Annotated in this window: 17 protein-coding genes; 3 read left to right on the forward strand and 14 right to left on the reverse strand. The window is 46.2% G+C overall.

Annotation, left to right across the window (positions count from 1 at the left end):
• The 8 genes from MHB84_RS03670 to MHB84_RS03705 all read right to left on the reverse strand — a co-directional run bounded on the left by MHB84_RS03670 (position 1) and on the right by MHB84_RS03705 (position 12,893).
• A complete protein-coding gene (locus MHB84_RS03670; RefSeq protein WP_076289872.1) occupies positions 1-234 on the reverse strand; it encodes a hypothetical protein in 234 nt (77 codons plus the stop codon).
• Between the two features lie 193 nt (positions 235-427).
• Positions 428-2,899, reverse strand: coding sequence for a bifunctional diguanylate cyclase/phosphodiesterase (locus MHB84_RS03675; protein WP_076289873.1), 2,472 nt, complete (start codon positions 2,897-2,899; stop codon positions 428-430).
• 299 nt (positions 2,900-3,198) lie between these two features.
• On the reverse strand, positions 3,199-4,860 hold the full coding sequence (locus MHB84_RS03680) for an ABC transporter substrate-binding protein (protein ID WP_076290139.1): 1,662 nt from the start codon (positions 4,858-4,860) through the stop codon (positions 3,199-3,201).
• A 139-nt stretch (positions 4,861-4,999) separates the two neighbouring features.
• Positions 5,000-6,748 carry a sensor histidine kinase gene (locus MHB84_RS03685; RefSeq protein WP_318261480.1) on the reverse strand — a complete coding sequence of 583 codons (1,749 nt, stop codon included), beginning with the start codon at positions 6,746-6,748 and terminating at the stop codon, positions 5,000-5,002.
• Positions 6,749-6,760: 12 nt separating this feature from the next.
• Positions 6,761-8,395, reverse strand: a complete 1,635-nt coding sequence (locus MHB84_RS03690) for a response regulator (RefSeq protein WP_083678948.1) — start codon at positions 8,393-8,395, stop codon at positions 6,761-6,763.
• A gap of 217 nt (positions 8,396-8,612) precedes the next feature.
• A complete protein-coding gene (locus MHB84_RS03695) occupies positions 8,613-9,617 on the reverse strand; it encodes a LacI family DNA-binding transcriptional regulator (protein ID WP_076289875.1) in 1,005 nt (334 codons plus the stop codon).
• A 129-nt stretch (positions 9,618-9,746) separates the two neighbouring features.
• Complete coding sequence (locus MHB84_RS03700; RefSeq protein ID WP_076289876.1) at positions 9,747-10,751, reverse strand: globin-coupled sensor protein; 1,005 nt, start codon at positions 10,749-10,751, stop codon at positions 9,747-9,749.
• Between the two features lie 246 nt (positions 10,752-10,997).
• Complete coding sequence (locus tag MHB84_RS03705) at positions 10,998-12,893, reverse strand: PrkA family serine protein kinase (RefSeq protein WP_076289877.1); 1,896 nt, start codon at positions 12,891-12,893, stop codon at positions 10,998-11,000.
• 361 nt (positions 12,894-13,254) lie between these two features.
• Here MHB84_RS03705 and MHB84_RS03710 point away from each other — a divergent pair, with 361 nt between their 5' ends.
• On the forward strand, positions 13,255-14,100 hold the full coding sequence (locus tag MHB84_RS03710) for a DUF2161 domain-containing phosphodiesterase (RefSeq protein ID WP_076289878.1): 846 nt from the start codon (positions 13,255-13,257) through the stop codon (positions 14,098-14,100).
• Positions 14,101-14,200: 100 nt separating this feature from the next.
• On the opposite strand, the gene MHB84_RS03715 is transcribed toward MHB84_RS03710, so the two are convergent.
• The 3 genes from MHB84_RS03715 to MHB84_RS03725 all read right to left on the reverse strand — a co-directional run bounded on the left by MHB84_RS03715 (position 14,201) and on the right by MHB84_RS03725 (position 17,088).
• Complete coding sequence (locus MHB84_RS03715) at positions 14,201-14,827, reverse strand: FMN-dependent NADH-azoreductase (RefSeq protein ID WP_063564259.1); 627 nt, start codon at positions 14,825-14,827, stop codon at positions 14,201-14,203.
• 239 nt (positions 14,828-15,066) lie between these two features.
• Positions 15,067-16,290 carry an aminotransferase-like domain-containing protein gene (locus MHB84_RS03720; protein WP_076289879.1) on the reverse strand — a complete coding sequence of 408 codons (1,224 nt, stop codon included), beginning with the start codon at positions 16,288-16,290 and terminating at the stop codon, positions 15,067-15,069.
• A 141-nt stretch (positions 16,291-16,431) separates the two neighbouring features.
• Entirely contained in the window at positions 16,432-17,088 is a 657-nt protein-coding gene (locus tag MHB84_RS03725) for a response regulator transcription factor (RefSeq protein ID WP_076289880.1), read from the reverse strand.
• A 441-nt stretch (positions 17,089-17,529) separates the two neighbouring features.
• Here MHB84_RS03725 and MHB84_RS03730 point away from each other — a divergent pair, with 441 nt between their 5' ends.
• Positions 17,530-17,940, forward strand: coding sequence for a hypothetical protein (locus MHB84_RS03730; protein ID WP_063564256.1), 411 nt, complete (start codon positions 17,530-17,532; stop codon positions 17,938-17,940).
• Positions 17,937-19,001, forward strand: a complete 1,065-nt coding sequence (locus MHB84_RS03735; protein ID WP_076289881.1) for a phosphodiester glycosidase family protein — start codon at positions 17,937-17,939, stop codon at positions 18,999-19,001. Before MHB84_RS03730 ends, MHB84_RS03735 begins: the two co-directional genes overlap by 4 nt.
• Before the next feature lie 345 nt (positions 19,002-19,346).
• On the opposite strand, the gene MHB84_RS03740 is transcribed toward MHB84_RS03735, so the two are convergent.
• From MHB84_RS03740 to MHB84_RS03750, 3 genes are all read right to left on the reverse strand, one after another.
• Positions 19,347-20,363 carry a LacI family DNA-binding transcriptional regulator gene (locus MHB84_RS03740; RefSeq protein ID WP_076289882.1) on the reverse strand — a complete coding sequence of 339 codons (1,017 nt, stop codon included), beginning with the start codon at positions 20,361-20,363 and terminating at the stop codon, positions 19,347-19,349.
• Positions 20,364-20,462: 99 nt separating this feature from the next.
• Complete coding sequence (locus MHB84_RS03745) at positions 20,463-23,834, reverse strand: GH36-type glycosyl hydrolase domain-containing protein (RefSeq protein WP_076289883.1); 3,372 nt, start codon at positions 23,832-23,834, stop codon at positions 20,463-20,465.
• A 124-nt stretch (positions 23,835-23,958) separates the two neighbouring features.
• Positions 23,959-26,124 carry a glycoside hydrolase family 3 N-terminal domain-containing protein gene (locus tag MHB84_RS03750; RefSeq protein WP_076289884.1) on the reverse strand — a complete coding sequence of 722 codons (2,166 nt, stop codon included), beginning with the start codon at positions 26,122-26,124 and terminating at the stop codon, positions 23,959-23,961.
• Positions 26,125-26,136: the final 12 nt, after the last annotated feature.

A 26,136-nucleotide genomic window follows, 5' to 3' on the forward strand; every position in this document is an offset into this window, starting at 1 on the left:
TTACAACTCACCACGCTTCACCAGTTCAATGAGGTCATCTGTCGAATACAGCTTGCCTTGCTTGATGTCTTTCTCGGATGCTTCAATCATTTGTCGTAATTCCGGATCAGAATCCAGCTCATCCACCGGGTTATACACTTCATATTCCAAGCCGGCAATACGAATGAATTCCTTATGATCTTTCTCATAGGATTCAATGATGGTGCCATCAGGAGCTTTCAGACTAAAATTCATCCCTTGCAACCTCCTTCGATGATATCGCTAAACCTGCTGATGAGAACCTTAATCTGAATTATAGCATACAACCGTGTTGCAACTCAGCCATGAAATAATAACATTATAACCGCCTACAGCCCCGTGCCTAACTATTCCCATCATCTCCAACGCTTCAGCATTTCAATCCATTTTTCTGTTGTCAGTATTGGACTTAGAGAATTGTTGGAGCTCCATGCAGCCGCAGCGGCACAAAAAAGTCATGCTCCACTTCACTTGCCGGTAATGGACGGCTGAAATAATATCCCTGAATTTCGCGGCAATCATTTTGCATCAGAATATCCAACTGTCCTTTCGTTTCGATCCCTTCCGCGATCACTTCCATCTTGAGATTCTGAGCCATTGATATGATCGTGGCCACAATCGCCTGGTCACTTCGGCTCTCCGTAATATCCGTCACGAAGGAACGGTCAATCTTCAGTTTATGAATTGGAAAATGCTTCAAATAACTCAGCGAGCTATATCCTGTTCCGAAATCATCCAGGCTGATTTTGACTCCAAGCGCTGTAAGTTCATTCAGAATACCTGTGGATACGGATGCATCCATCATCATACTCTCTGTAATTTCCAATTCAAGATAACGGGCATCAAGGCCCGTCTCCGTGAGTGCATTTTTGACCTGCTCCACCAGATTGGATTGATGAAACTGCTGACTAGACAAGTTAACAGATACCGGAATGAGCGGCCCGCCACTCGCATGCCAAAGTTTCATCTGTCTGCACGCTTCGCGCAGTGTCCAGTTCCCGATCTCATAGATCAAGCCGGTCTCTTCTGCCAGTGGAATGAACACATTCGGAGACAGAATACCCTTGTCTGGATGATTCCAGCGAATCAAAGCCTCTACGCCAATCATACGGCTGTCTTCTGTACGTATCTGAGGTTGATAATACAGGACCAGCTCTTCCCGTTCCAGTGCTTTGCGCAAATACCCTTCCAGTTCAATTCGTTCATATAGCTCCGAATCCAGCTGGGCCGTGTAAAACTGAAAACCATTCTTGCCATTTTTCTTGACCTCATACATGGCAGAGTCTGCATGCTTCAACAACGCATCCGCTCCTGTTCCATGATACGGATACATTGCAATTCCAATGCTGGCTGTAACGTAAAAGTCATTTTCCTTTAATCGATAAGGTAGCTGAATCGCTCGAACAATCCGTTCTGCCAGTTCAGCGACCCGTTCCTCATTCCCCTGCTCATTCGTAACAACCAGTGTGAATTCATCGCCCCCCATACGGGCAAGCATGACATTATCCGTCGCGTTCGGGTCTGAATCCTGGATTGCACTCATGATTCTGCTGCTCACTTCTCGAAGAAACACATCTCCAATGGAATGTCCCAGAGAGTCATTAATCATTTTGAAACGATCGATATCCATCACCATAACCGCAAATGAACTTCCTGTTGCCCCAGATGTCGTGATCGTGCTCTCCAGCACATCATCCAGCTTGCGTCGATTGGGAAGCCCGGTCAGCGGATCATGCAGAGCCTGATGGCGGATGCTTTCCTGAGCCTGTTTCTCCTCGGTGATATCTTTGATCAGAATGTGGCTTCCCTGGTGTTTACCATCAATCAGTACAGGCACTACAGCGATACTTAGATCAATCAGGTTTCCATGAACGTTTTTCATATTCCCCATGAAATGCTGCTGCTCACGGCTATCATCATCCCATTCCACATGATGCATTTCACTTGCCCAATGAATGTCAACATGCTTTGAAATCTCATCAATAGAATGATGAATGATCTCTCTTTCTTGATACCCTGTAATACGTGTGACTGCAGCATTAATCCCCTTGATAGCCCCTTGTTTATCCACCGAAATAATGGCATCTGAATGGTTTTCGTACAGGGCTTGATACCACTGTTCATTTTCATGAATCCGTCGATCCTTCTGAGTTAGACGTTGATTAATAAAGATACCGAACAAGGTCAACCCCAAGGCAATAAAAGTACCCGCAGCGATCAGATATGCGAGAAGCGAAGGTTCAATCTGCATCCCCGAACCAGCCATTGCATCATGTGCATGATGAAACTGTGCAGCTGACATCCCTGTATAATGCATGCCCGAGATGCCCAGCCCCATAATGAGTCCGCTGCCCATCTTGTACACCCATGTATAACGTGACTGATGCTGCCGGAAGAAAAACATGAGCCACAAGGCAGCAAATGAAGCTAAAGCTGCGATCAGGATGGATAATAACACTATGCCTGGTTCATAAGTAATGGTAACCGACATGGCAGCCATTCCAATATAATGCATGCTGCTAATACCTGCGGTCATGAGCACTCCTGCAATCAGGAGTTTGCTTATTTTACCTGACTGCTGACCTGCAATATTTAACGCTACACCAGATGCAATAATTGCAAGCAGAACGGATAGAAAGACCTCACCTGTGGAATACGACACATGCATAGGAAGAACAAAAGCTAGCATGCCCACAAAATGCATGGACCAGATTCCCAAACCCATTGAGACTGCCCCGCAGGTAAGCCAGATATTTCGGGACATGCCTTTAGCCAGACTTACCCGGCCCGCAAGGTCAAGCGCTGCATAAGAAGCCAACGCTGCAATAATGTAAGATAAAATAACCAGTTCTAAGTTGTACGTTCCATGTAGGTGCTCCACTCACTTTGTCCTTTCAACCGGGAAATGCCTTGTATGTATGCAAAATGTAAAAAAAAGCGAGTGCGCTGTCTGGATGACAGGCACTCCCTCCACATCATTTGTCTGGAGACCACCGACTTGTTATAAAGCCAAAGTCATACATCTCTAACCCGTTAATATTGATGTATATAGTCTAAACGTCCCAGACGTGAAAATCAACACTTTTTTCCAGATAAAACGAATGTTTAATATTGCCGAATTCCCATTCACCACGCGCCTTGCAGGCGTTTATCCCTCCGCGCCATCCTTTCCTCGCCACCTTATTCACCTTGGACCAATTTTGCCTTCTTGCGAACTTCTTCGGTCATCGTCTGTTCATAGTCCTTCACATCAAGCTTGTTGAATTCTTTCACATATTCATCCCAGAGTTTGTTAAAGTCAGACGGACTGGAGAGGACTAGTTTGGGTACATATTTCTTTTGCAAATCTGTACGTTTCTGTCCATAGATATGGGTTGGGGAACCTTGATCAAAAGCAATGCTCCAAGCCGGGTACCATGGACGTTCATCTGGCGCAGCAAACAATTGGGAGAACGTCTCCACGCCATACTTCTCCAGAATGAGCTTATCTCCACCCGTATAGGAGAATTGGGCAACTTCGGGTTGTCGTTCTACACCGACAGAATTACCGTCAGGCAGAGTCGAACCATTACCGTAACGCGGCCAGCTGTACTCAAAATATTTGAATCCGAACGATTCACGGAACTCATCTGAATCTGTTTTCTGGATCATTTCCGCAGAGCGCGTAAATCGCCCCTTGTCATCCACTTCGTAGGTCTCTCCTTCGATCCCCCAGTTGGACAGAATTTGATTCTCATCCGTTAATAGGTTATCGAAGAATTGGATGATACGGACAGGATCTTCTGCGCTTACGGTAATGCCAATCCCCCGGTTATTAACAAAGCTCGGCGGATCAGTATATTGATCCTTGGTGTTTGCGTCGTACACAATCGGCAGTGCCATATAACGCAAATCGTCATTACCGGCTTCCTTCAGATTGTTCATTTCCTGCCCTACCTGCCAGGCATAATCAAAGAATCCAAGCACTTTCCCACTGGTCACTTTCGCAAGATACTGGTCATAGTTATCGACAAAGGAGGACTTATCAAATAGCCCTAATGAATTCATTTCATTCAACTTCTGCATCCAGCGTTTGGTCTCTTCGGTAAGCCCATAGTCCTTGGCTTCCTGTGTCTGCATATCCACCATAATGGCTCCATCATTCGGATAACCTGCAAGATGCATGGCCGGGTTAGTGATCGTAAAAAATTTATCATCATACGTCAATGACAGGAATCCAGTCAATCCTTCATCTTTGTATTTGTCAGCGTATTGTTTAATCAGATCCATATATTCATCCAGTGTGGTGATCTTTGGATATCCAGTCTCCTTTAATACACGCCGCTGTATCCAGAATGCACCTTGATCCACATTCGGATTAGGCAGATAGTCTCCAACCACTGCGCTCATGGGCAGAAAATAAATGTTGCCATCTTCCTCTTTCATCAGGTTGTAGTACGACTCATACACCCGTTTAATGTTGGGGCCATACTGATCAATCAGATCGTTGAGAGGAATAAATGCACCCGCATCCACAATTTTGTCAATAGCCCCGTCCGGGACCATCACATCGGGGTACTTGTTACTTGCAATCATCGTTCCGATTTTGGTATTAATATCACCTACAAGGTATTCAATTTTGAAATTAACCCCCGTTTGTTCCTCCAGCTTTTTGCCGATTGTAGTTTCGTTTGTATTGATGTCCTTGCCGGAACCCGCTTTAAAATAGGTGAATGTCACTTTCTCTGTGCTTTCTTTACCGTCTCGCACTGCTCCGGATTCCGAATTAATCTCGCTTCTTCCCCAGGAACAAGCCGTCATCATGGTTAAAGCTAATACTGCCGGTAGCCAGCGCTTCAGCATATGGTTAACCAATATGAACGCCCCCTCTTTCTCCCCCCACTGATGTAAGCACTCTCATTATAAGGTTGATGACAAACTTTGTTTACCCGATAAACTATATATTATTGCCTTATAATCTTTAATACTTTAACGTATTTGGTTAATCTTCGAGGGGTAAACCAATCTCGACACGTGTGCCAGTCCTAGGAGCGCTATCGATCTGAATATGGAACCGACTATCGTAGATCAGCTTCAGACGATAGATGACATTCTGTACTCCTACGCGATCACCCATTGAATCTTCCGTTTCCACGTAAGAAAGTAGCTGTTTTCTTTTGTCCTCTGTCATACCTGCCCCGGAATCCTCCACCACACAGATTAGTTCTGTACCTGTTCGCCGAATACAAAGCCGAATCTCCCCACCTTCCTTCAGTGGTTCGATCCCATGAATGCTGGCATTTTCAACAAAAGGCAACAATGTCATCTTGGGAATGGAACAATCCGCAGCCTCTGGGTCCAAATCAATCCTATAATTCAACTTTTGACCGAAACGATATTTCTGGATTTCAAGAAAACAGGTCACATACTCCAATTCTTCCTGAATGCTGACTTTATCCCGATTCCAGGTTAGGGCATTTCGAAAAATTTTAGCCATATGATAAATAATTCGTGCCGTCTCATCCTCATCTTTCATGAGACTGCGCATGCGGATGGTCTCCAGCGCATTGAATAAAAAGTGTGGATTAATCTGGCTCTGCAATGCGTTTAATTGGGCATGCCGCCGCTGTAACTCCAAATTTTTATGTTGAATGTCTGCCACGTAGACGTCGTTAATCAAACGATGGATCGTCATCGTCATGCGATTGAATTCGGCTGTAAGCTGCCCAATTTCGTCCGACGATTCCGGCTGTCTAATCGGTTCAAATCGCTGATGCTTCACTTTTTCCATGTGTTTCAATATTCGTGCCAGCCTCACGTGGATTGTACGTGTCATCCAGATAATGATCCAGGTTGGCAGAATCAGATTGATACAGGCCAGTACAACGACAAGGTGACTGGGTTTGCCCAATTCCTTGTAAATTTCGGATTCATCGAACACTCCGTTGATTTTCCATCCCTCCATTTCACCGGACAATGGATAGGCCATTTCGAACTCTTTCTTACTTTGTTGATCCATGACATCGCCATAATTCACGAGTTGACTGGTCCATGGGATACCAGAATCCGTCGAGTAGTCTATTTGTCCAGCCGGATTAATCAGATACAGGCTGCCCTGAACGTTAAGGTTGGTGAAAATTTGGCGAATCGTCGACGGCTTCAGATCCAGTCGTACGAACTTTTCCTTCCATCCGGGAAGAGCATCATAATAATTGAGTTTGCGTAAAATGCTGAACGTCTGCCGATTCCCTTCAGGACCGGATCTCATCAGAATGGGTGCGGAGTGTTCACTGTTTGCCAGCAGCCTGTATGGCTCGGACTGTCGAACCTCTTCAGTCAGAAACTCAACTCCCCCGGAAGGCAGTACACTTTTGTTATCCACATATATCGTCAAGCCTTGGAGGGAGCGGTAGCCGGAGTAATAGGTATTCAGGATTTTGCGAAGATAAGAATCGTAGGCTTCGATATACTGAACCGGATTTGTATAATTCACATCCAGCATGTCATTTAATATACTGTCCGTATAAAAGCTTGAGGAAAAATCGGCCGCATTGCGAATTTCCCCCATAAATTGACTTCGGATCTGTTCCATTCCTTTGGAGAGGTCAGCCATTCGCTGGGATTTTACGTTCGCTATGGTCACCTGATAGAAAATAACATTCGTCAGGATAACGGGTACGAGTACAAAGAAAAGATACAAAATCAGCATTTTATCCCGTAGGCGGATATTATTAAAAAAGTTGAGCTTCACGGTGTCATCTCCCTACCCTTCATCCAGGATGCGATTTCGATATTCCGTAGGGGAACATGATTCCTTTTTCTCAAATTGAGTCGCGAAATAGTCACTGCTTCCGAACCCAACCCTCTCGGCAATTTCATATACTCGCATATCCGTCTGACGCAGCAGCTTCTTGGCTTCCTCCATCCGAAGCTGAAGCAGGAAGTCATTGAAATACACGCCATACACCTTGCGGAAGCGTTGACCCAAATAGACCGGGTTCATGTAAAATTCGGAGGCAATACTTCTCAGACTAATATTGCTGCTGTAGTTGGCTTCAATATAATGTTTGATTTTAGTCATGGCTCCCCTGTGATTGTACTGACGCTGTTCCGCCAGTTTACGTGCTGAATCCAGCATAAAAACCGTCAACAACTGTCTGGCTTCAGCCAACGTTCCCCGATCTGCTTGCCATGCCAAAATTAGCTTGAACGAAGGTATCTCTTTCACATTCGCCTCAGCGGATTTCAGAATGGATAGAACCGCTGAGATCAATTGGTGAATTGCTGACGTTACGGCAACAGGAGCGTAATTGGCCGTTCTCATTCCGTTGAACCATTCACCCACTGCATTCTCCAACGCCTCAACCCGTTGTTCCTCCATAAGTGTCAGGAGTTCCTGCTCCTTTTCATGATCGGTATGCACCCACTGTACAGGTTCATGCTGCATGTCATCATACAGGACGATCCCACTCTTCTCTGAAATGAATTTATAGGAAATAGCCTTGAGTGCGGTCTGATAGGCATGTCCAATAAGTAAAGGTTCATAACAAACCTTCCCAATATATATACTTACAGAGTCATGACCCATTAAGGCGAAGCAAGATTGCATTTGCCTGGCAACCTCATGAAGATTCATTGAATAGGGGTGCAGATGTTCCGCAGTTAACAGAACTCCGATACGTTCGCCATGCTCTTTTACATGAAGATACGAGCGATTTGCATACATCTTTCCAAGAACAGACTGCACAATCCGGCCAAAATTCTCTCCGTTCCTGGCTCCCGGCTCCTCTTCTTGAGTATTATCCGAAACTCGGAAATGTGGCGTGTTATTCTCAAACAGCAGATATGCCAGTGCGTCGCCAGCACGTGTACCCGTCAGTTCAGTCCACTGTTCAAGCGTTCCCGATTCCGATTCGCCATAGATAAACTGATCAAGTAGTCTGACGTATTCCTGCTCACGTCTGGTTTGTTCAGCATGTTTGTGACGATTCAACTCCTCCGCCAGCTTGCGTAAAGTCCCTTCCAGTTCAATTTCATCAATTGGCTTCAAAATATAATCCTGCACCCCATACCTTACAGCCTGCTGGGCATAAGCAAAATCATTATATCCACTCACGATGATAAAATAGGGCTGTTTGCGCATGGTTAGAACCTGCTCATCACGCTCAACCGTACGCCGGATCAATTCCAGTCCATCCGTCTCCGGCATACGTATGTCCGTAATGACAACGTCTGGCTGCAGCTCTTCAATCCGGGTACAAGCCTCATCCCCATCATTCGCCTCTCCAGCCACCTCGAACCCGCATGCTTCCCAGCGGATCAATTTTCGAAGTCCTTTGCGAGCATATACTTCATCATCAACCAGCAGTACCCGATGCATGACCATCACCCTTCCCATTGAATGACAATTGCAGTTTCCCTATATCCATCAGCAAAAGTAAGCGATTACATTAGTTTTTGTATTATTCTGCCTTTTATTGTTAGGGTCTGTGTGGCAAAAAGTCAACAGCTTTTCTTGCCAGCTTTACTCAGTAACTTCTGAACCCCGTTATTTCTTAAAATGAAACGACATACCAAAAAAGCACAGCCCATAGGCTGTGCTGGTTGGAAGATCTTTACGCTTGCGCAGGTGCAGTCGTTTGACGAATCACCAGATTGGATGGCTCCGTAATAACTGGTGGCGTATAAGCAGGATTTTCAATCATGGCGATCAGATATTCAATCGATTTGATCCCAATGGAATGAATATTTTGATTAATCGTGGTCAACCCTGGTTTGAACACTTCCGCATAGTATGTGTTATCAAATCCGACAACAGATACATCCTCGGGCACCCGTAAACCATGCTTCTCAATTTCGTGGATCGCACCAAAAGCAGACATATCTGAAGCACAGACAATCCCCGTAGGCTGGTCCTTCAATGCAAGCAATCGGCGAGCTGCCTTACTGCCCCCATCGAAAGAATAGTCACAAACCTCCAGGTACACCGTAGAATATGGAATGCCGCAGACACGTAAGCCTTCCCGATATCCATCCAGTCGAAGATTCGCTACAGCAGGCCCAAGTGTACCTGAAATATAAGCAATTTTCTGGTGACCCAGTTCATGCAAATGCTTCACACTCATGGCAATGGCATTGGCATTATCCGTCGTTATGTATCCTGCCCGCTTGCCAAACAAGTCGGTATCGATGAACATCGTAGGAATCTCCGCAGTAACCAATTCCTGAAGACTCTTGTTGTCTCTTCCTTCCCCGAATACAACGACGCCATCTACATTTCGGCTGCGGCAATGTTTAATAAACGAGTATGTTGGATCATCAAAACGTGTAGATAAGCGAACAAGATCGTATCCACTGTTTTCCAGTGCTGTTTTGATTCCTTCAAGCAGCTCCGATACAAACGGATTGGTAAAAGGAACCGTCAACAACACACCTACCGTCCAAGAACGGCGTTTTACAAGTCCACGTGCAACCACATTTGGTTGATATTTCAATAGTTCGATGGCTATATTGACTTTTTTGCGAGTTTTGTCACTTACATCGGGATAATCGTTCAGCACTTTGGAAACGGTTGCAACAGATACGCCCGCCTCTTTGGCCACATCATGGATAGAAGCCACCTGATCACCTCAACCTCTTTCAAATCCCCTGTCTCCGGCTGCATTCACTATAACATCGGCAGGTTTGTCTACCCATTATAGCTTAAAACAGCCAGAAACGGTATCACAGCTTCCAGCCAGTATTAACGCCTATTCCTGATGATCCAATTTCCTGAGATCAAGTGCCAGTTTCTCCATAGTGGTAGCAAAAACCGCAAGCTCTTCTGATCGGGATGCCTGACGCCTTGCTCCCGAAGCAGTGTGCTCCGACTCCTGTTGAACACTACCTAGCTTCTTCATGATCTGTGCCAAGTTCGACTGAATTTTCCCTTGAGCCTCTCGGGAACTAGCCGCAAGCTTGCGAACCTCACTGGCAACCACCTCGAATCCCCGGCCAAATTCTCCTGCATGTGCAGCTTCAATGGCGGCATTCAAACCCACGAGATGACTCTGATCCGAGATTTCACGAATGATCTCACCCATTTTGCCAATCTGATGAATTTCCTTAGTCAGCTCTTCCAACAATCCATTTGCCTGATCCTGAGAGGCAGCCGTTTCTCTGGCCACATCAGAGATCGCCTGAGCATTTTCATTCAATTCACTAATCATGCCCGTCAACTGCTGGGTAATCTCCGTGATGGCCAGCAACGTATGCTGCTGATCTTCAGCAAGTTGATTTAATTTTTCCTTTTCCTTCTTCTCGTAAGCCTCCAATACAAGCTGTGAATCGAGATTGAACATTTTACTAAGAGCCTGGATGACCAGATGCCAGTGTTCGGGGATGACTTGCTGGAATATACTTGTTGCAATATCGAGGTAAACCATATACGTACCCAGATAATAATCTTCGGACAAACCAATGCGGGAATGGACCAGTCCGATTGCAATGCGCTGTTCAATGTATGCATCATCAACTACACCATCGGTCATGGATAACCAATATAGCTTTTGTGTTTCCTTCAAACGGTCAATGGACGAGAACCGGGCAATCAGATCGACCAAATTCGGATAATTGCCTACATGATTGTAGAAATGGTCCACCACTTCGTCCACGACTTTCTCAAAAGCAGGTCGATGATCCGCAAGCAATTGTAGATCTCCGGCGGTCAACCCAATATAATCAAGTTGTTGTTGTCTTGCTATAGTAATACTCATAACTAGTTCTGTCAGCTCCTTAATAACCACAAAAAATATTAAATTGTAAATATCTGTTTACCGATTATAGACTAAATGACCTAATTTTACATATACCATTAGAACTAATTTGTCATGGAATTGACCTTCTCTGTCATTTTACTAGTCATAATTGTACAAATACCTATATAAAAAGACCCCTGACCCTGCTGTGAAGGAGCCTCACAGCAGGCGTCAGGAGCCTGATCCGGAATGGTTCGTTGCAGATTAGCGATTCAACAGACTGCCCACATAACGGAGCAGTTCATTCGCACTAGCTGCGGTATATCCATGTTCTTCAATCAACCGTTTAATCACTTCATTCATTCGTTTCAGTTGAGTGGCATCTGGTGTCTTGGTTGAAGTTGTGATCTTCACAATATCCTTCAAGTCAGTGAACAGTTTCTTTTCAATCGCTTCACGCAAACGATCATGGCTGCTGTATTCGAATTTCCGTTCCTTCCGGGAATAAGCCGAGATGCGGATCAATATCTCTTCCCTGAAAGCTTTTTTAGCATTTTCGGAAATACCGATCTGTTCTTCTATCGAACGCATCAAACGCTCATCCGGGTCCATCTCCTCATCCGTCAGTGGATCACGAATTTTGGACCAGTTGCAGAATGCCTCGATATTATCGAGGTAATTTTCGAACAGCGTTCTGGCCGATTCTTCGAACGAGTAGACAAATGCTTTCTGCACTTCCTTCTTCGCCAGCTCATCATACTCTTTCCGAGCCAGGGCAATAAAGTTCAGGTAACGCTCGCGTTCCTCTTTTGTAATCGAAGCATGCTGATCCAGACCATCCTTGATCGCCCGGAGAATATCCAACGCGTTAATGCACTGAAGGTTTTGCTTAATCAAAGCACTGGATATCCGGTTGATGACATAACGTGGATCAATGCCCGACATGCCCTCATCCAAATATTCATTTTGCATCTCGCGCAGATCAGCTTCTTTGTACCCTTCGACTTCTTCACCGTCATACATCCGCATTTTTTTGACCAGATCCATGCCTTGTTTCTTCGTTTCTTTCAAGCGGGTAAGTATGGAGAAAATGGCTGCAGTCCGCAGGGCATGCGGTGCAATATGGACATGCTTCATATCACTTTGCTGAATGAGCTTGCCGTAAATCTTCTCTTCCTCGGAGACCTTCAGGTTGTAGGGAATCGGCATGACGATCATCCGGGATTGCAAGGCTTCATTCTTTTTGTTGGAGATAAATGATTTGTACTCGGATTCATTCGTATGCGCCACAATCATTTCATCCGCACTGATCAAGGCAAATCGGCCTGCTTTAAAATTACCTTCCTGCGTCAGCGATAACAGGTTCCACAGAAACTTCTCATCACATTTCAGCATCTCCTGAAATTCCATCAATCCACGGTTGGCCTTGTTCAATTCACCGTCAAAACGATAGGCGCGCGGATCAGACTCAGAGCCGAATTCGGTAATGGTTGAGAAGTCGATACTTCCTGTCAGATCGGCAATATCTTGGGATTTGGGATCGGATGGACTGAATGTTCCGATTCCCACCCGGTTATCCTCGGAAATGATGACCCGTTCTACCCGCACCTTACTGATATCACCCCCATATTCCGTCCGAAGACGCATCTGGCAGGATGGGCAGAGATTGCCCTCAATGCGGACACCGATCTCCTTTTCCACTTCGGGACGAAGCTCCAGCGGAATCAGATGCAGAGGCTCCTCATGCATTGGGCATCCTTCAATGGCGTATACAGCACCCTTCTCTGTGCGGGAGAATTGTTCAAGGCCACGTTTCAGCAGCGTTACCAGTGTTGACTTACCTCCGCTGACTGGGCCCATCAGCAGCAGAATACGTTTACGAACATCCAGACGACGTGCTGCTGAGTGGAAATATTCTTCCACCAGCTTTTCAATGGAACGATCCAGCCCAAAAATCTCCTGTTCAAAAAACTTGTACCGTTTGTGCCCCCCAACTTCTTCCACGCCAAACGATTCAATCATCTGGTACACTCGTGCGTGAGCCGTCATTGCCGGAGTCGGGTCCTCTCTCAGCAGTGCAATATAATCTTCAAATGTCCCGTTCCATGATAAACGGTCACTCTCTGCCCGATGTTCCGCAACGCGTTCAAAAATATTCATGCTTGGTACCTCCCATGGCTCCTTTAGTGTGATTGTCAACCATTCCGAATGGTATGAAGAAATCAATAGAATTACGGCTTGTGCTTGAATACCAATCTTGCGGTCCGGATTAGTCCCGCCACCCTCTGTCCAAACATCATGTATTGTTGTGAAAAGTGTATTACATACCTATGCGGCAAATCGGATAAGTTGACCTCTTTTTTTCAATCCGCGGGTCTTAATTTGAGGCTTTCCCTGTTCTATCAGACATCTTGTGCACTCAGAAAAAAAAGAACGGATATGATATAATGAAGGTTCTAAATTCAGAAAACGGGACAATAGATGGCCAGATACGAGCCACTTCAGGGAAGGAGCAGAAACGATGGCAGTAAAGTACGAAACCGAGTTATATTCACCTGTAAAGGCTTTTTTCGAACGACGCGGCTACGACGTGAAGGCTGAAGTCAAACATTGTGACCTGGTTGGGGTCAAATCGGATCAAAACGAACCACTCATTGTGGAGATGAAAAAAACATTTAATCTGTCTCTGCTGCTACAGGGAATGCAGCGCCTGAAGCTCAGCCCCTTCGTGTATCTGGCTGTTGAGCGGAATCGTAGCAAGCGTGGTGCTGTGAACCAGCGTTGGGGCGAATTGACAGCACTATGCAGACAACTTGGACTGGGCCTTATCACCGTTACGTTCTACAAAACCAAATCACCTCTGATTGATGTGCTGTGCGAACCTGCTGTCCAATCTCTTATACCTGGTAGTTGCACCGTTGTCCGTAAAGGCGGCATCCGGCGGCAGCGACTGCTGAAGGAATTCGACGAGCGCAGTGGTGACTACAACACGGGAGGAAGCACACGCAGGCAGCTGGTCACCGCTTACAGAGAAAAGGCATTACGTGTAGCTTTCGCCCTTCGCGCTCAGGGAGAAGCCTCTCCAGCCTCGATCAGCAAACAGACAAGTGTGGGCTCCGCTGCGGCCATTTTGCAAAAAAACTATTATGGCTGGTTCGAGCGGCTATCCCGTGGACGATATGTGCTGACGGTTAAGGGTGTGCAGGCACTAACCGAGCATGCTCACATGCTTGAGGATAATGATATGATTGAACGGAGTATAAATGAACTAGAAATAGATTTTTCCTTGAATCAACATGAAGACAGTGAGCTGGAACATATTGCGGAAGTAGCGGAGCCCTACCTGATCCATGGAAGGGATGACTGAGGCAACAGGCAGTGTAGCTCCATGCAAAATGCAGATGCAAAAAAAGCCCATCATCTCCAACGGAGATAATGGGCTTTTTCGTGTTTCTATATATAAGCTATTAGAAGCTTGCTGCTACTTCGGAAGCCAATTTCAGACCTGCTGCTACGATCTCTTGGGAACGGTCAGGTGAAGCATTGTGGCCTTCAACGATAACCAGTTCAGGGTTTTGAATACCCCAGAAGTTCAGTACATTTGTTACATATTTAACGGACATTTCAGCGGATGCCATTGGCTCAACGGAGTAAACTCCGCCACGCGCGTTCAACAATGCCACTTTTTTGTCGCCTACCAGACCTACAGGGCCTTCAGCAGTGTATTTGAACATTTTGCCAGCTTGGCTCAGGTAGGAAATGTAGTTTACCAGTGGTGCTGGAACAGTGAAGTTCCACAGTGGGAATGCAAATACCACTTTGTCTGCTGCCAAGAATTGATCTTGCAATTGTGCTGCCAGTGCAGCTGCTTTTTGCTCTTCAGCAGTTGCTTCGATACCATTAGCGGCTTTGTATCCACCTGTAATTACAGTGTTGCCGTAGTAAGGAATATCTGTATTGTAGAGATCCAGTTCGGTAACTGTGTCACCTGGGTGGGATTCTTTGTATGCGCTCAAAAATGCATCGTACAATTGTACGCTGACTGCTTGATCTGCAGGACGGTCGTTTGCTTTGACAAATAAAATGTTAGACATGTTCGTTCCCCCGTTAGTTAAAATATATGAGTGCTTCTCCTGAACTTGCAATGAATGCAGCTTATATAAAGAAAACAACAACTCATTAATACATATTATATATAAAAATGTTAGTGGATGCAATAACGTAATTACTTTGGGGGTAACTTATTTGCTTCCAAATCCAATGCCTGGAACTTATGCTGTCACAGGTTCCAGGCATGAATTTGACCCTACATTCTTTCTTTTCTATATCCGGATTAGCTCCGGGCTGTAAACTCTGTTATGGACTCACTGATCAGATTCATACCAAGCAGCAACTCATCCCGGCCGGGATGGCTGAAGTTCAATCGGATGTACCGATGATCCTGTTCACCCGTGGAGCATAGGGAACCTGGAAGAAAAGATACTCCTTTTAACAACGCTGCCTTGAGCAGAGCTCCGCTGTCCAATCCATCCGGCAACTGTACCCACAGATACATTCCCCCTTCAGGAATGCTGTACTGGCTCCCTTTCCATCCCGGACGCTTCAATAATTCGAGCATAAGCTTGAGCCTAGTCTTATACTCCCGGTTCAGCATGGAGAGATGATCACTCCACTTAAAAGGAGAATGGGCGAGCAATTGATACAATAATCTCTGATTCATGGGACTGGACTGTCCGTCTGCTATCCGTTTCACCGAGGCCATAGCCTGGATCAAGGCCGGATGCCCGGCAGCCCAACCTGTACGCAGGGCAGGTGCTACAGTTTTGCTAAACGAACCAATGTAGAGAACATGTCCACCCTGATCCGCTGTATCCAGCGCAAAGAGGGAAGGATACTTCCGGTAGAAGTCTCCCGGCTCCAATCCATCGAAATGAAGTTCGCCATAGGAATCATCCTCCACGAGCAGCACGCCGTAGCGTGAACACAGATCAAGCACAGCCTCACGCCGTTTCATACTCCAAAGCACGCCGGTTGGATTGGAAAAACTGGGTGCAGCAAAAAGCAGCTTCGGTCTCACCTGCTGCATGTGATGCTCCAAAAGGTCAGGCAAAATGCCATCCCCATCGCCTGTGACGGGCACGATTTTGGCACCTTGCATCTCCAAAACCTCGAGACAGCCTGGAGAAGTAGGATGCTCGACCAACACGGAATCTCCAGGCTCAAGCAGCAAACGCATCACAAGATCGATCGCCTGCTGGGTCCCTGTAGTCAATAGAATCTGCTCCGGGACTGTCCGTATGCGCTTGCGAGCATTCCAATCGTTGTCCAGCCATTCTCTCAACGGTCTATACCCTGCCGGTTCACCATACTGCAATGCGGAGGGTCCGGAACTAAATACAGACACCGCTGCTTCTTCCAGCAATTTGAATGGAAACAGCTCCTCCGCAGGCAGTTCTTCTGCCAGAGAAATGAAATAATCCCGACCAGACATCTCACGTATGTCCCTCAGCAGTGATGTCAAAAGCCTGTTTGTACGGGAGGCGAAGAAATATTTCATCGGTCCGTTCCCCTTTCATCCCTAATCCGAACTGTGCTCGCAGTCCGTAGCCCCTACAACCTATTCTTGTTGGACACTAAATATGACCAGACCGGACACTTGACGAGCATTCGTACATAGAGATTCATGGAGCCATGCTCGTCAGGATACGGTTTTGGTCTGCCTCGCATATAAAGCGTACCGTTCAATCGCCTGTGCCCTGCTGCTTACATCCAGCTTGACGTATATTTTACGCAGGTAATTATCAATCGAACGTCTGCTAACGTTAATCTCACTGGCTATTTTATCATAGGTTACGCCCTGAACAATTCTTTCCATGATAAAAGTTTCGGTTTCTGTTAATTCAACAATAAGTTCTTCTGCCGGAGATTCGACGGGTTGGGCCCATTCCGAACTGGCTAACCAGGATAATGGGATGGATACACATCCCTCACGCAGCCCAGATATCAGATGAATCAGCTGGCTAGGGGAAGCCTGTTTGGACAGCATGCCACTTGCACCTAGACTGATTAGATGACGAAATAATTTTACATTATCCTCGTACGTTAGAATAATGATGTGACTATGAGCCGACAGATTTTTCATTTGGGATATATACTGATCTGCCTGGCCCTCAGGAAGCCGATAATCCATCAAAATCAGATCGGGCTGGTGAATGTTCACCAGTTCAAGACCTTCGGACCCAGTCGAAGTCATCCCCCGTACCAACAGATCCTGCTGTTCTTCCAAAATCAATTTCGTACCCAGCATGCTGGTGGGGTGGATATCTACGATGACCACCTGCCATACTTTTTTCATTGTTGTTCCCCCTGTTATGTATTGTACAAATTCCTTTTCCACCATCAGCCATGATGATGCCTCTACCCTTGCGACAGTCCGTGTATAGAAGAAGTAAAAGTCGGATAATGTCGAAAAATAGAAAAACACTTGATACAGCTGTAAGAACAGCTCTATTTCTACTGTATTTTGCTGTCATCACATCAGGACTTTTGTCTTCCCAAGTGAAGAAAGATCAAAATATAGTATAAATTTCCTGCATTTCTATCTAAAAAAGTCGAAAAACTTGCCCAAAGTTCCTACTTATTGCATCTATAAGAAATTGTATCCTAGGACTTCCTTCCGATGCAATCTCTTTTTATCCTATTACTCAAAGAATTTCATTTTTGCGTAATCAATAGTGGCGTGATAGAATGAGGACTGGAAAATTTTTTGTACCTATAAATAACCAGGAGTGATGATATGAAACCTTCTGTCCAACCTTCTGACATCCATCACACCCGGAGCGCCAAAGGTAAGGCCGGATCTTCAGTCAAGCTGTTTCTGGTCATGTGGATTGTTCTCATTGCACTTGGAGTACTCGGAACCTACTATTATAGTAACCACCTCCAGCAACAGATGATTAATCAGCTTCAGACCCATAATCAACAGCAGATTGCAGCGCTCAAAGCCGACTACGAAAAGCAGCTAACAACGATATCCAAGGAAGTAGCGGACCTGCAGGGCCAGGTGCAGTCCTTTAATGAATTACTGACTTTCACCAAGGATAATGCAAACGATAAAACCGACAACAGCAACAAATTGTATACTCAGCTGAGCGAAGTCAAAAAACAACTGGAGACACTCCAGAAAAAGATGGACCTGCTCAAATGATTACACCCGTAAAAAAGGTTAATCGTTTATTTATGCTTGCACTTGCTCCTTTTGTTGGATTGATATTATGCATGCTGCTGATTCGTCCTCCGCTTGACCCCGGAGATTTCATTCATTCCGGTCTGGCTGAAGAGAATGTTACACCCCGGACCCAGGCAATTAGTCAGGAGCTTGCAGGGGCAAAAGAAGCTGCTGTTCAGACTTCTTCTTCTATTAAAAGAACAACACAGCTGTACAATCAGACAACGAGTACGATGTCGACGCTTGTACAGAAGGCTACGGTTCAAGCCGCTCGCCCGGAAACGATCTATAATCAACGAATCTCATCCAAGCTGGGCGTTCCGTTTGAACGGATAGACAGTGATCGACTTACGATTGAACTCTATAGGGTCAATCCAGGCCCCTATAAAGGCTATGCGATGAAAATCAAGCTAAAAGATCCCACGGCCATGAAGATGGCTCTGGACAGCGAGCCAGGCCGATCTGAGACAACCATGCAGGCGGTCAAGCGCAGCGGTGCCATTGCCGGAATTAATGCCGGCGGGTTTGCCGACAGTGGCGGTAAACGGTATCCGCTGAGTACAACAGTTATGGATGGCAAGTATGTGAATGGTTTTCAGGCCAGCTTTAAGGATCTGTTTTTTGTAGGTCTTGATGATGCCGGTAAGCTGGTAGGCGGTAAATTTTTCGACAAAAGTTCCCTGGATCGCCTACAACCACAATTTGGTGCCACATTTGTACCCGTTCTTTTGCAGAATGGGCAAAAAACGGTCATTCCCGCCAAATGGAAAGTGTCACCCAAGCGGGCTCCACGCACTGTGATCGGCAATTACAAGGACGATCAATTGTTGATTATCGTTGTTGACGGGTATAACGAAGGTGGAAGCTCAGGAGCCACCTTGGAAGAGCTGCAAGGACGTTTGTACAAGCTTGGCGTCGTGGACGCCTATAATCTGGATGGCGGCGGATCGTCCTCACTCATCGTGAACAACCGGGTTGTGAATAACCCCTCGGACGGGAGCCTCCGACCTGTACCTACTCACTTTTTATTTTACAAATGATGGAGTGAAGCATTTCTTTTCTTCCTATAATGGTTATAATAGAAGTAAAGATTTGCAGGAGGTGCTATGGTATGTCATTTTCACTGACATTTTGGATTATTGCAATTGTATTGGCTCTCTTCCTTACAGGCATTCTCACTTCATCCTACAACAATGACAAAACCAAGGGCCTTTAAGGGCCAAGCCTCTCCTGGTGAGAGGTTTTTTCTTTTTATAATGGGTCAATTAAAGAAGCTAAACAAGAGACAAGGCTTAAAAGAATGCTTCAATTCTTCTAAGCCTTGTCTCTTGCTGTACAGTCGTCGTTCAACACAACATGCATGAAATGAAGAGGGGGCAGCGTTGTCAATAGCTAACCGCCTTTTCACCTTGGGCTTGTGCAAGATATTCTGACTGAACCTTGCTGTTTACCGACCCGCCCTCCACCAGTGTCACGTAGATGCGTTCATGATCGACAGGCTCTCCGGCAATAATCTTGATTAATTGTTCGGCTGCGAGTGCGCCCCATTTTCGTTTGGAATAATCAATTGTGACCAGTCTTGGCTGCACATATTTGCTAAGTTCAATATTATCGAATCCAATAATATCAATCTCCTGACCTATGTTTAACTCGCTATCAGCAAGCCGGTCACACATCCCAATCGCCATCTCGTCATTGAGACAAAACACCCCAACTGGTTGAGTATATTCCTGAATAATACGTTCCGCTGCCCGTTCACCGCCACTCTTCTCGAAATCTCCGGTGATCTCAATCCATTCCACGTTCGCTTCCCGCTCCGATACTTGCCTTACAGCCTTCAACCGCTGAGCTGAGTCAAATGAACCTTCAGGACCTGTCACGACATAGATCTTCGTGTGTCCCTGTTCAATCAAATGCTCCATCGCAAGGGTTGCTCCTGCCTTGTTATCCAGCAGAACCTGATTAATATTGGGGTGATCCAGTTCCCGGTCAAGAACGACAATCTTGTGTCCTCTGTCTGCATATTGCATTAGTTCCTTGCTCGCAAATGTATGATCCAGAATGACAGCACCATCAATCATTCGCTCCGGAAGCATTCGATGAGATTGTTTCCCGCTGCACACAATTAGGTCGTACCCTTGCGCGTTACATACAGATTTCATACCACTAAGCAAGTCTCCATATACATCCCCGCTAAAATCCGTCAGAAATACACCCAGAATTTTGGATTCTCTCTTCTTCAATGTTCTGGCAGCAGCATTGGGAACATAGTTCAGCTCTTTGGCGATAGCCAAAATTTTGGAACGGGTCTCATCTGTCACTTTGTTGCTACCATTCAGAGCATATGACACGGTAGAGATCGAAACTCCCGCCTGTTTGGCGATATCCTTGATACTGACCACATTCTTCGCTCCCCTGTTATGTTCATCAGGCCCTTCGAAATCGAAGGACCTGACATCTAAAATATTTATACTTGATAAAATGGACTAACGTTTACACCATTAACTGTAAATCTCAATCACGTTATTCTCGCTCAGGCTCTGTTCAAGCTCCTTACGTGAAATACGCAGTCCACCAAGACGATAAGGTTGTTGCAGCCTAGTCGCATCCAGTTCCTTGCCATTCAGCACAATACGTTGTACGGCCTCTCCACTGAGATGATAAACGAAGGTTACTTTTTTGCCCGCAAATTGGAAATCAAAATGTAATCCATCCAAGCTGACAGGTAACACAGGGTCCAGAACCAGATCTTCTTCCTCCTGACGAATACCCAGAGCGTTCGAAATGAGCTGATTCATGTAGATTCCCGGTCCACTGGAATAGATTCTCCAGCCACCCTTCACCTGTACATCTCCGGTGCGAAGCTTATCGAATTGCTCCTGCGCTGCATAACGGTTGTTGAATTTCCCGTCAGAGCTGCTGAAATAGGCATTACTTTGACGCAAATCTGCGTTAGGAACAGCTTCCTGAATACCCACTGGATTGATAATGCCAAGGCCGTTCCATACTTCATCCGGGTTGCCCAGCTTCGCCATGGCTTCAATATAACGGATGTGAGCATGAACATATTGCAAGCCCACTTCACGTCCGAAGTTGGATGCCTGCTCTGCACGTTTGAAATGAGTGCTGACGCCGCCATCATACTGTGCTGGACGATTCATCAATCTGACACCATCCGGGCAGTACAGCTTGTCCTTGATCAGTTCATAATGGGATTGCGCTTGCTCAGGCTCAAGCAGCTCGGCGATCATGCTGCGTGTCATCGGCAGCAAACGGTACTGAATACCTGTCTCGCTGTCATCCGGATGCAGCATGCGTTTTGCTTGTGCCGGGTCTTCCATATATACAAATCCTGGAATCACATCGGTATCCAGCATATACTTGCTGAAGTCTCTTTTCACACCCGCTGCCATGTCACTTAACTCGGAAGAAAGCTCCGGTTTCACAGGCGCAAGCGCTCTGGATAGCTGCTTCAACGTTTGATAGGTGAGTGCCACAGTCCAGCTGCTGACCATATATTGCTTCAATTGAGCATTGGCAGGCTGTAATGTATCGTCCCAGTCCCCGTCACCATATGAAGAGAGGAATGTATCATGCAGGAAATGGCTGCGGATATACTCCAGCTCTTTCTGGGCATGCTCCAGCACGCTGGCTGTCTGATCAGTAAAATCAAAACCATGTTTTACGGTATAAGGTACTTCCTCATTCAGAATCGAATAATCCTTGGTAGCAATCAGATAATCACTTAGCACTTTAAGAGGCCAAACAATAATGTCACCATGCCTTTCTTCCTGCTGAACTTTGAAATAACGATCGAACATAAACCATTGCGGCCAGTTGCCGTCATCCTCATACTGATGCGAGTAAACTGTCTTCAGAATATCGCGAACCTGCTCATACTTTTGTGTAGCCATAAAGTATTCGACCGGCCCCTGGCAGACATCCCGTGTTCCCCAAGCTGCACCGCCATATTGCTCCAGTCCGTGAGGAACAGAGTAATGCACCAGCATATTGTGGGTGTACCACCATGCAAGAGCATTCACTTTGAACAACTCGTCCGCTCCTTGCTTCTGAGGTTGGGACAAATGGAATCCATTCATTACTTCTACATAGAAGGTACGATAAGCTGACACTTCCTCTTCGAAGCTGTGCGTCGAGGATGCAGTCTGTCCTCCTTCCAACAGACCTTGAATGGTCAATGTCCATTCAGCGCTGCTGTCCAGACGTAAAGTCGTCAGTGAGTCGTCGCCTGCGTTTACTCCACTAGCCAGCTCAGTCTCATCGCCAACCTTCACTCCTGCTCCGCTTACCCGCATGCGGTACTCCAGATTCGGATATACTTCCGCACTGAGGGAGCTGTGATCTGCCTTGAAGCTCAGTTCACCATTCTGCTCGGAAACATGAACAGGAAGTTCATATTCATTCACATTCATCGTAATCTGATTGGTGATTAGGTATCGATAAGCTATTCCTTTTTCCGACTTCACATGAAGATGTACTTCAGGAGTATCCAAAGTTGTATAATTTGTGATGATCAGCGTATCCTCAGCTGTTTTGTAATACCAGCGAACATAGTTGAAGCCCATTTCAAACAGGGAAGGCATCGTGAGTAGGTGGAAGATTCCCTCCATCTCAACGTAGATCCGCTGACCGGATGTTTTCGGTATGTTGAGTGCACTACGTGCGTTGCTCATCATTTTATTGAAGTTCGTATTTCCTACAACCACATGGGAATTGAAAATACCATACATATAGGAAGACGTAGTGATTACGTTCTGACCCAGCTTCACATTGTTGCCACTCATCAGAATGTGTCCATGTGGACGTTCCACACGCATTTCCTTTTCCTTCAGCACAATATGCTCATACGTATCTGTAAAGAACGCCAGCAATTCGCCATCCGCACGCTCTTCCTGATGTCTCTTCGAAGCCGGGAAGCGGGAATTCACTTCTTCTTCAGTCATCGATAAAGTAGGCAAGGGTTCACCCATTACCGGATGGAGAGATACTTTTGGGAATACGTTGGTTACTGCCTGTACCGTGCTTGTATTCTCTTGACGCTTCGCTTCATACTCGTCCCAAGCCTGTTGTACAACATCCTGGTATTCAAGTTCCTTCACCGCTTCAGGATGGTTGGCCTGAAAGAGTCCATAGAACACAAAGCGAGCTTCGCCACTCAACACCACTTTTTCGGACTGTAGTGCTGTGTATGCAAATTCATACTGATACACTTCATTTGCAAGTGTTGGCTTGCTCAGACTTTCAGGGACATTCGTTTCCTTGTAACTCAAGCCAAAGAACTGAAATCCATCTGTGGAGTAACCTGTTGCACGGGTTAATGAACCCTGTTGAAGATAAGGAAAAGCCCCGCCTTGTGGCTGATTCTGCCGTGAGGCTACGATATATCCCAGCTTCGTATCCTCAAATACGGCATGGTCAATGTATTGCGACAAGTAAGCCTCATTGCTACGTACCGCACCTGGATCGGCATTGCCGACATCCTGGCCATAGACCACGTCGACCTCTTCTCCATTACCGTTTACGGTTACATCCCAGAACCATACACCTCGGGTTGTTGGAGCAAATACAACCTGATAGCCTACGCCCTCAGCGGTACCTGTCCATACTATACGGCTACCGTCGGTGCTCACCTGGCTGTCGGAGTGAATGCCAAGCATTGGCACAAACCGAATGGCAGATTCACTGTGAAAACGCAAGTACAGATTGTTCATGGAGCCGTCCACTGGACTAGCCATCCACTGATTAATCATCGTTGTTCCACTTACAGCCTTAAACAAATCACCGCTTTCCCAGAACGTAAAGCACAGATCGCCGGATTGTACGTTGATTTGAGATTTATTCATGGTCTTCATATATCTATTCATATCCTCCTATCCTGCCTTGTTCCCCGCTGCTGAACAGAAGAGAAGAAGGCAGTGCAGTTTTGCTGCTTTTGTATGATGAGTTCAATCATTCATCGATATGAGGTGTATCCCATTACACCAGCTTGAACGTACTCTCCAATGTGTCGCGGCTATTCGGCCCTACGAAAATGTGGAATGTTCCTTTATCACTGCGATGACTCAAATCGGAATGATGATAACGAAGCTGTTCTTCGTTTAATGTAAATGTAGCCGTACCACTTTCACCCGGTGCGAGTGACAGCTTAACATACCCTTTCAGCTCACGCATTGGACGCACAACTTCACCAGTGACATCACGTACGTACAACTGAACCGTCTCCACACCAGCACGCTCGCCAGCATTGGTTACACGCACTTGGATCGTCAGAGGTTGATCAGCAGTCATTTCATTGCTCGAAACTTCCAGGTCACCATACTCAAACGAGGTGTATGACAAGCCGTAGCCAAACGGAAGCAGTGGATCATTCGGACTATCAATATATTTGGAAACATAACGCTCTTCCGTCTTTTGCGGATTGAGTGGACGTCCTGTATTAAAATGATTGTAATATACCGGTATCTGACCTACAGATTGCGGGAAGGACATTGTCAGACGCGCAGATGGATTCACCACACCTGTCAATACATCGGCAATGGCCGCTCCACCCTCACTGCCCGGGAACCACGCTTCAAGCACAGCATCGGATTCTTCAAATACACCATGTAAGTCCAGAGGACGACCGTTGAAAATAACGGTGGCGATTGGTTTACCCGCTGCTTTGAGCTGTTTAACCAATTCCAGTTGAGCTGCTGGCAAACGAATATCCGTACGCGATCCACCTTCACCACTCATTTCGGAATCTTCACCAAGTGCAAGCACGATCAGATCAGCTTTGCTTGCTATTTCAAGCGCTTCAGCAATCTGTTCAGCGGTGATCGTGTGAACGTTGCTGCCTTGAGCCATATGAACTTTTCCTGCAGTAAGACGTTCCTGCAAAGCAGCTCCGAGTTTAACGGCATCCTCTTTGACACCTTCACAGGACCACCATCCGAGAATGTCTTCACTTTGAGCAAAAGGTCCAATTAACGCTACATTGGCTTCTGGCTTCAGCGGAAGAACGTCATTATCATTTTTCAACAATACAGCGGATTTGGTTGCAAGCTCATACGATACCTGACGATGTTCTTTTGAGAAGACAATCTCACGCTCACGCTCCGGATCAGCTGCACGCAGTGGATTATCGAACAATCCCAGCTTTTCTTTCAGTTGCAGAATACGCAGCACCGCTTCATCAATGAGCGTTTCTTCCACTTCTCCGTTATTGATCAACTCTGGCAGATGATGGACATAACAAGGTGTCATCATCTCGATATCCACTCCTGCACGAATGGCGCGGTACGCGGCTTCACGATCATCTTCAGCAGCGCCATGAGCAATCATCTCGCGAATGGAAGCCCAATCGGAGATCAATACACCATCAAAGCCCCACTCGTCACGTAAAATGTCACGCATAAGCTTCTCATTTCCGCTCGCTGGAATACCCTCTACGGTATTGAATGAAGCCATAACCATTTCTACGCCTGCATCCAGTGCAGCCTTGTAAGCCGGTAAATAGTACTCACGCAAGTTGCGTTCAGACATGTCGACCGTGTTGTAATCACGACCACCTTCTGCTGCCCCATATGCTGCAAAGTGTTTTACACAAGCCGCCAGACGATCCGGCTCATCCTTCAAATTGTCGCCCTGATATCCACGTACAAATGCCGCAGAGAACAGACTGTTCAAATAAGGATCTTCGCCTGTTGTCTCCATTACACGACCCCAGCGCGGATCACGAACAAGATCGACCATCGGTGCAAAAGTAACATGGAGGCCAGATACGGCGGATTCACGTGCTGCAATCTCAGCACTTTTCTCTGCCAATTCAGTGTCCCATGAACAGCCAATGGCTAGTGGGATGGGGAAAATAGTTTTAAAACCATGCACAACGTCCGCCATGAACAAGAGCGGAATGCCGAGACGGCTTTTTTTCAGGTATGCTTGTTGTACATCAATAATGGCCTGTGCACCGGACAATCCCAGAATGGAGCCACTGGCATCCACGGACTGCTCCGTGATTCCCATCTCTTCCATTGGACCTGTGATCTGACCTTCAACACTGGTTCCTTCATAAAAGTTAGCGGTCAGCTGAAGCAGCTGGGCCGTTTTTTCTTCCAAGGTCATTTGTTTTACAAGGTCTAGCAACTGCTCGTTATTCATAGACATTATCCT

Origin of the sequence: Paenibacillus sp. FSL F4-0087, from assembly GCF_038020215.1 — a bacterium.
GTDB classification, from domain to species: domain Bacteria; phylum Bacillota; class Bacilli; order Paenibacillales; family Paenibacillaceae; genus Paenibacillus; species Paenibacillus taichungensis.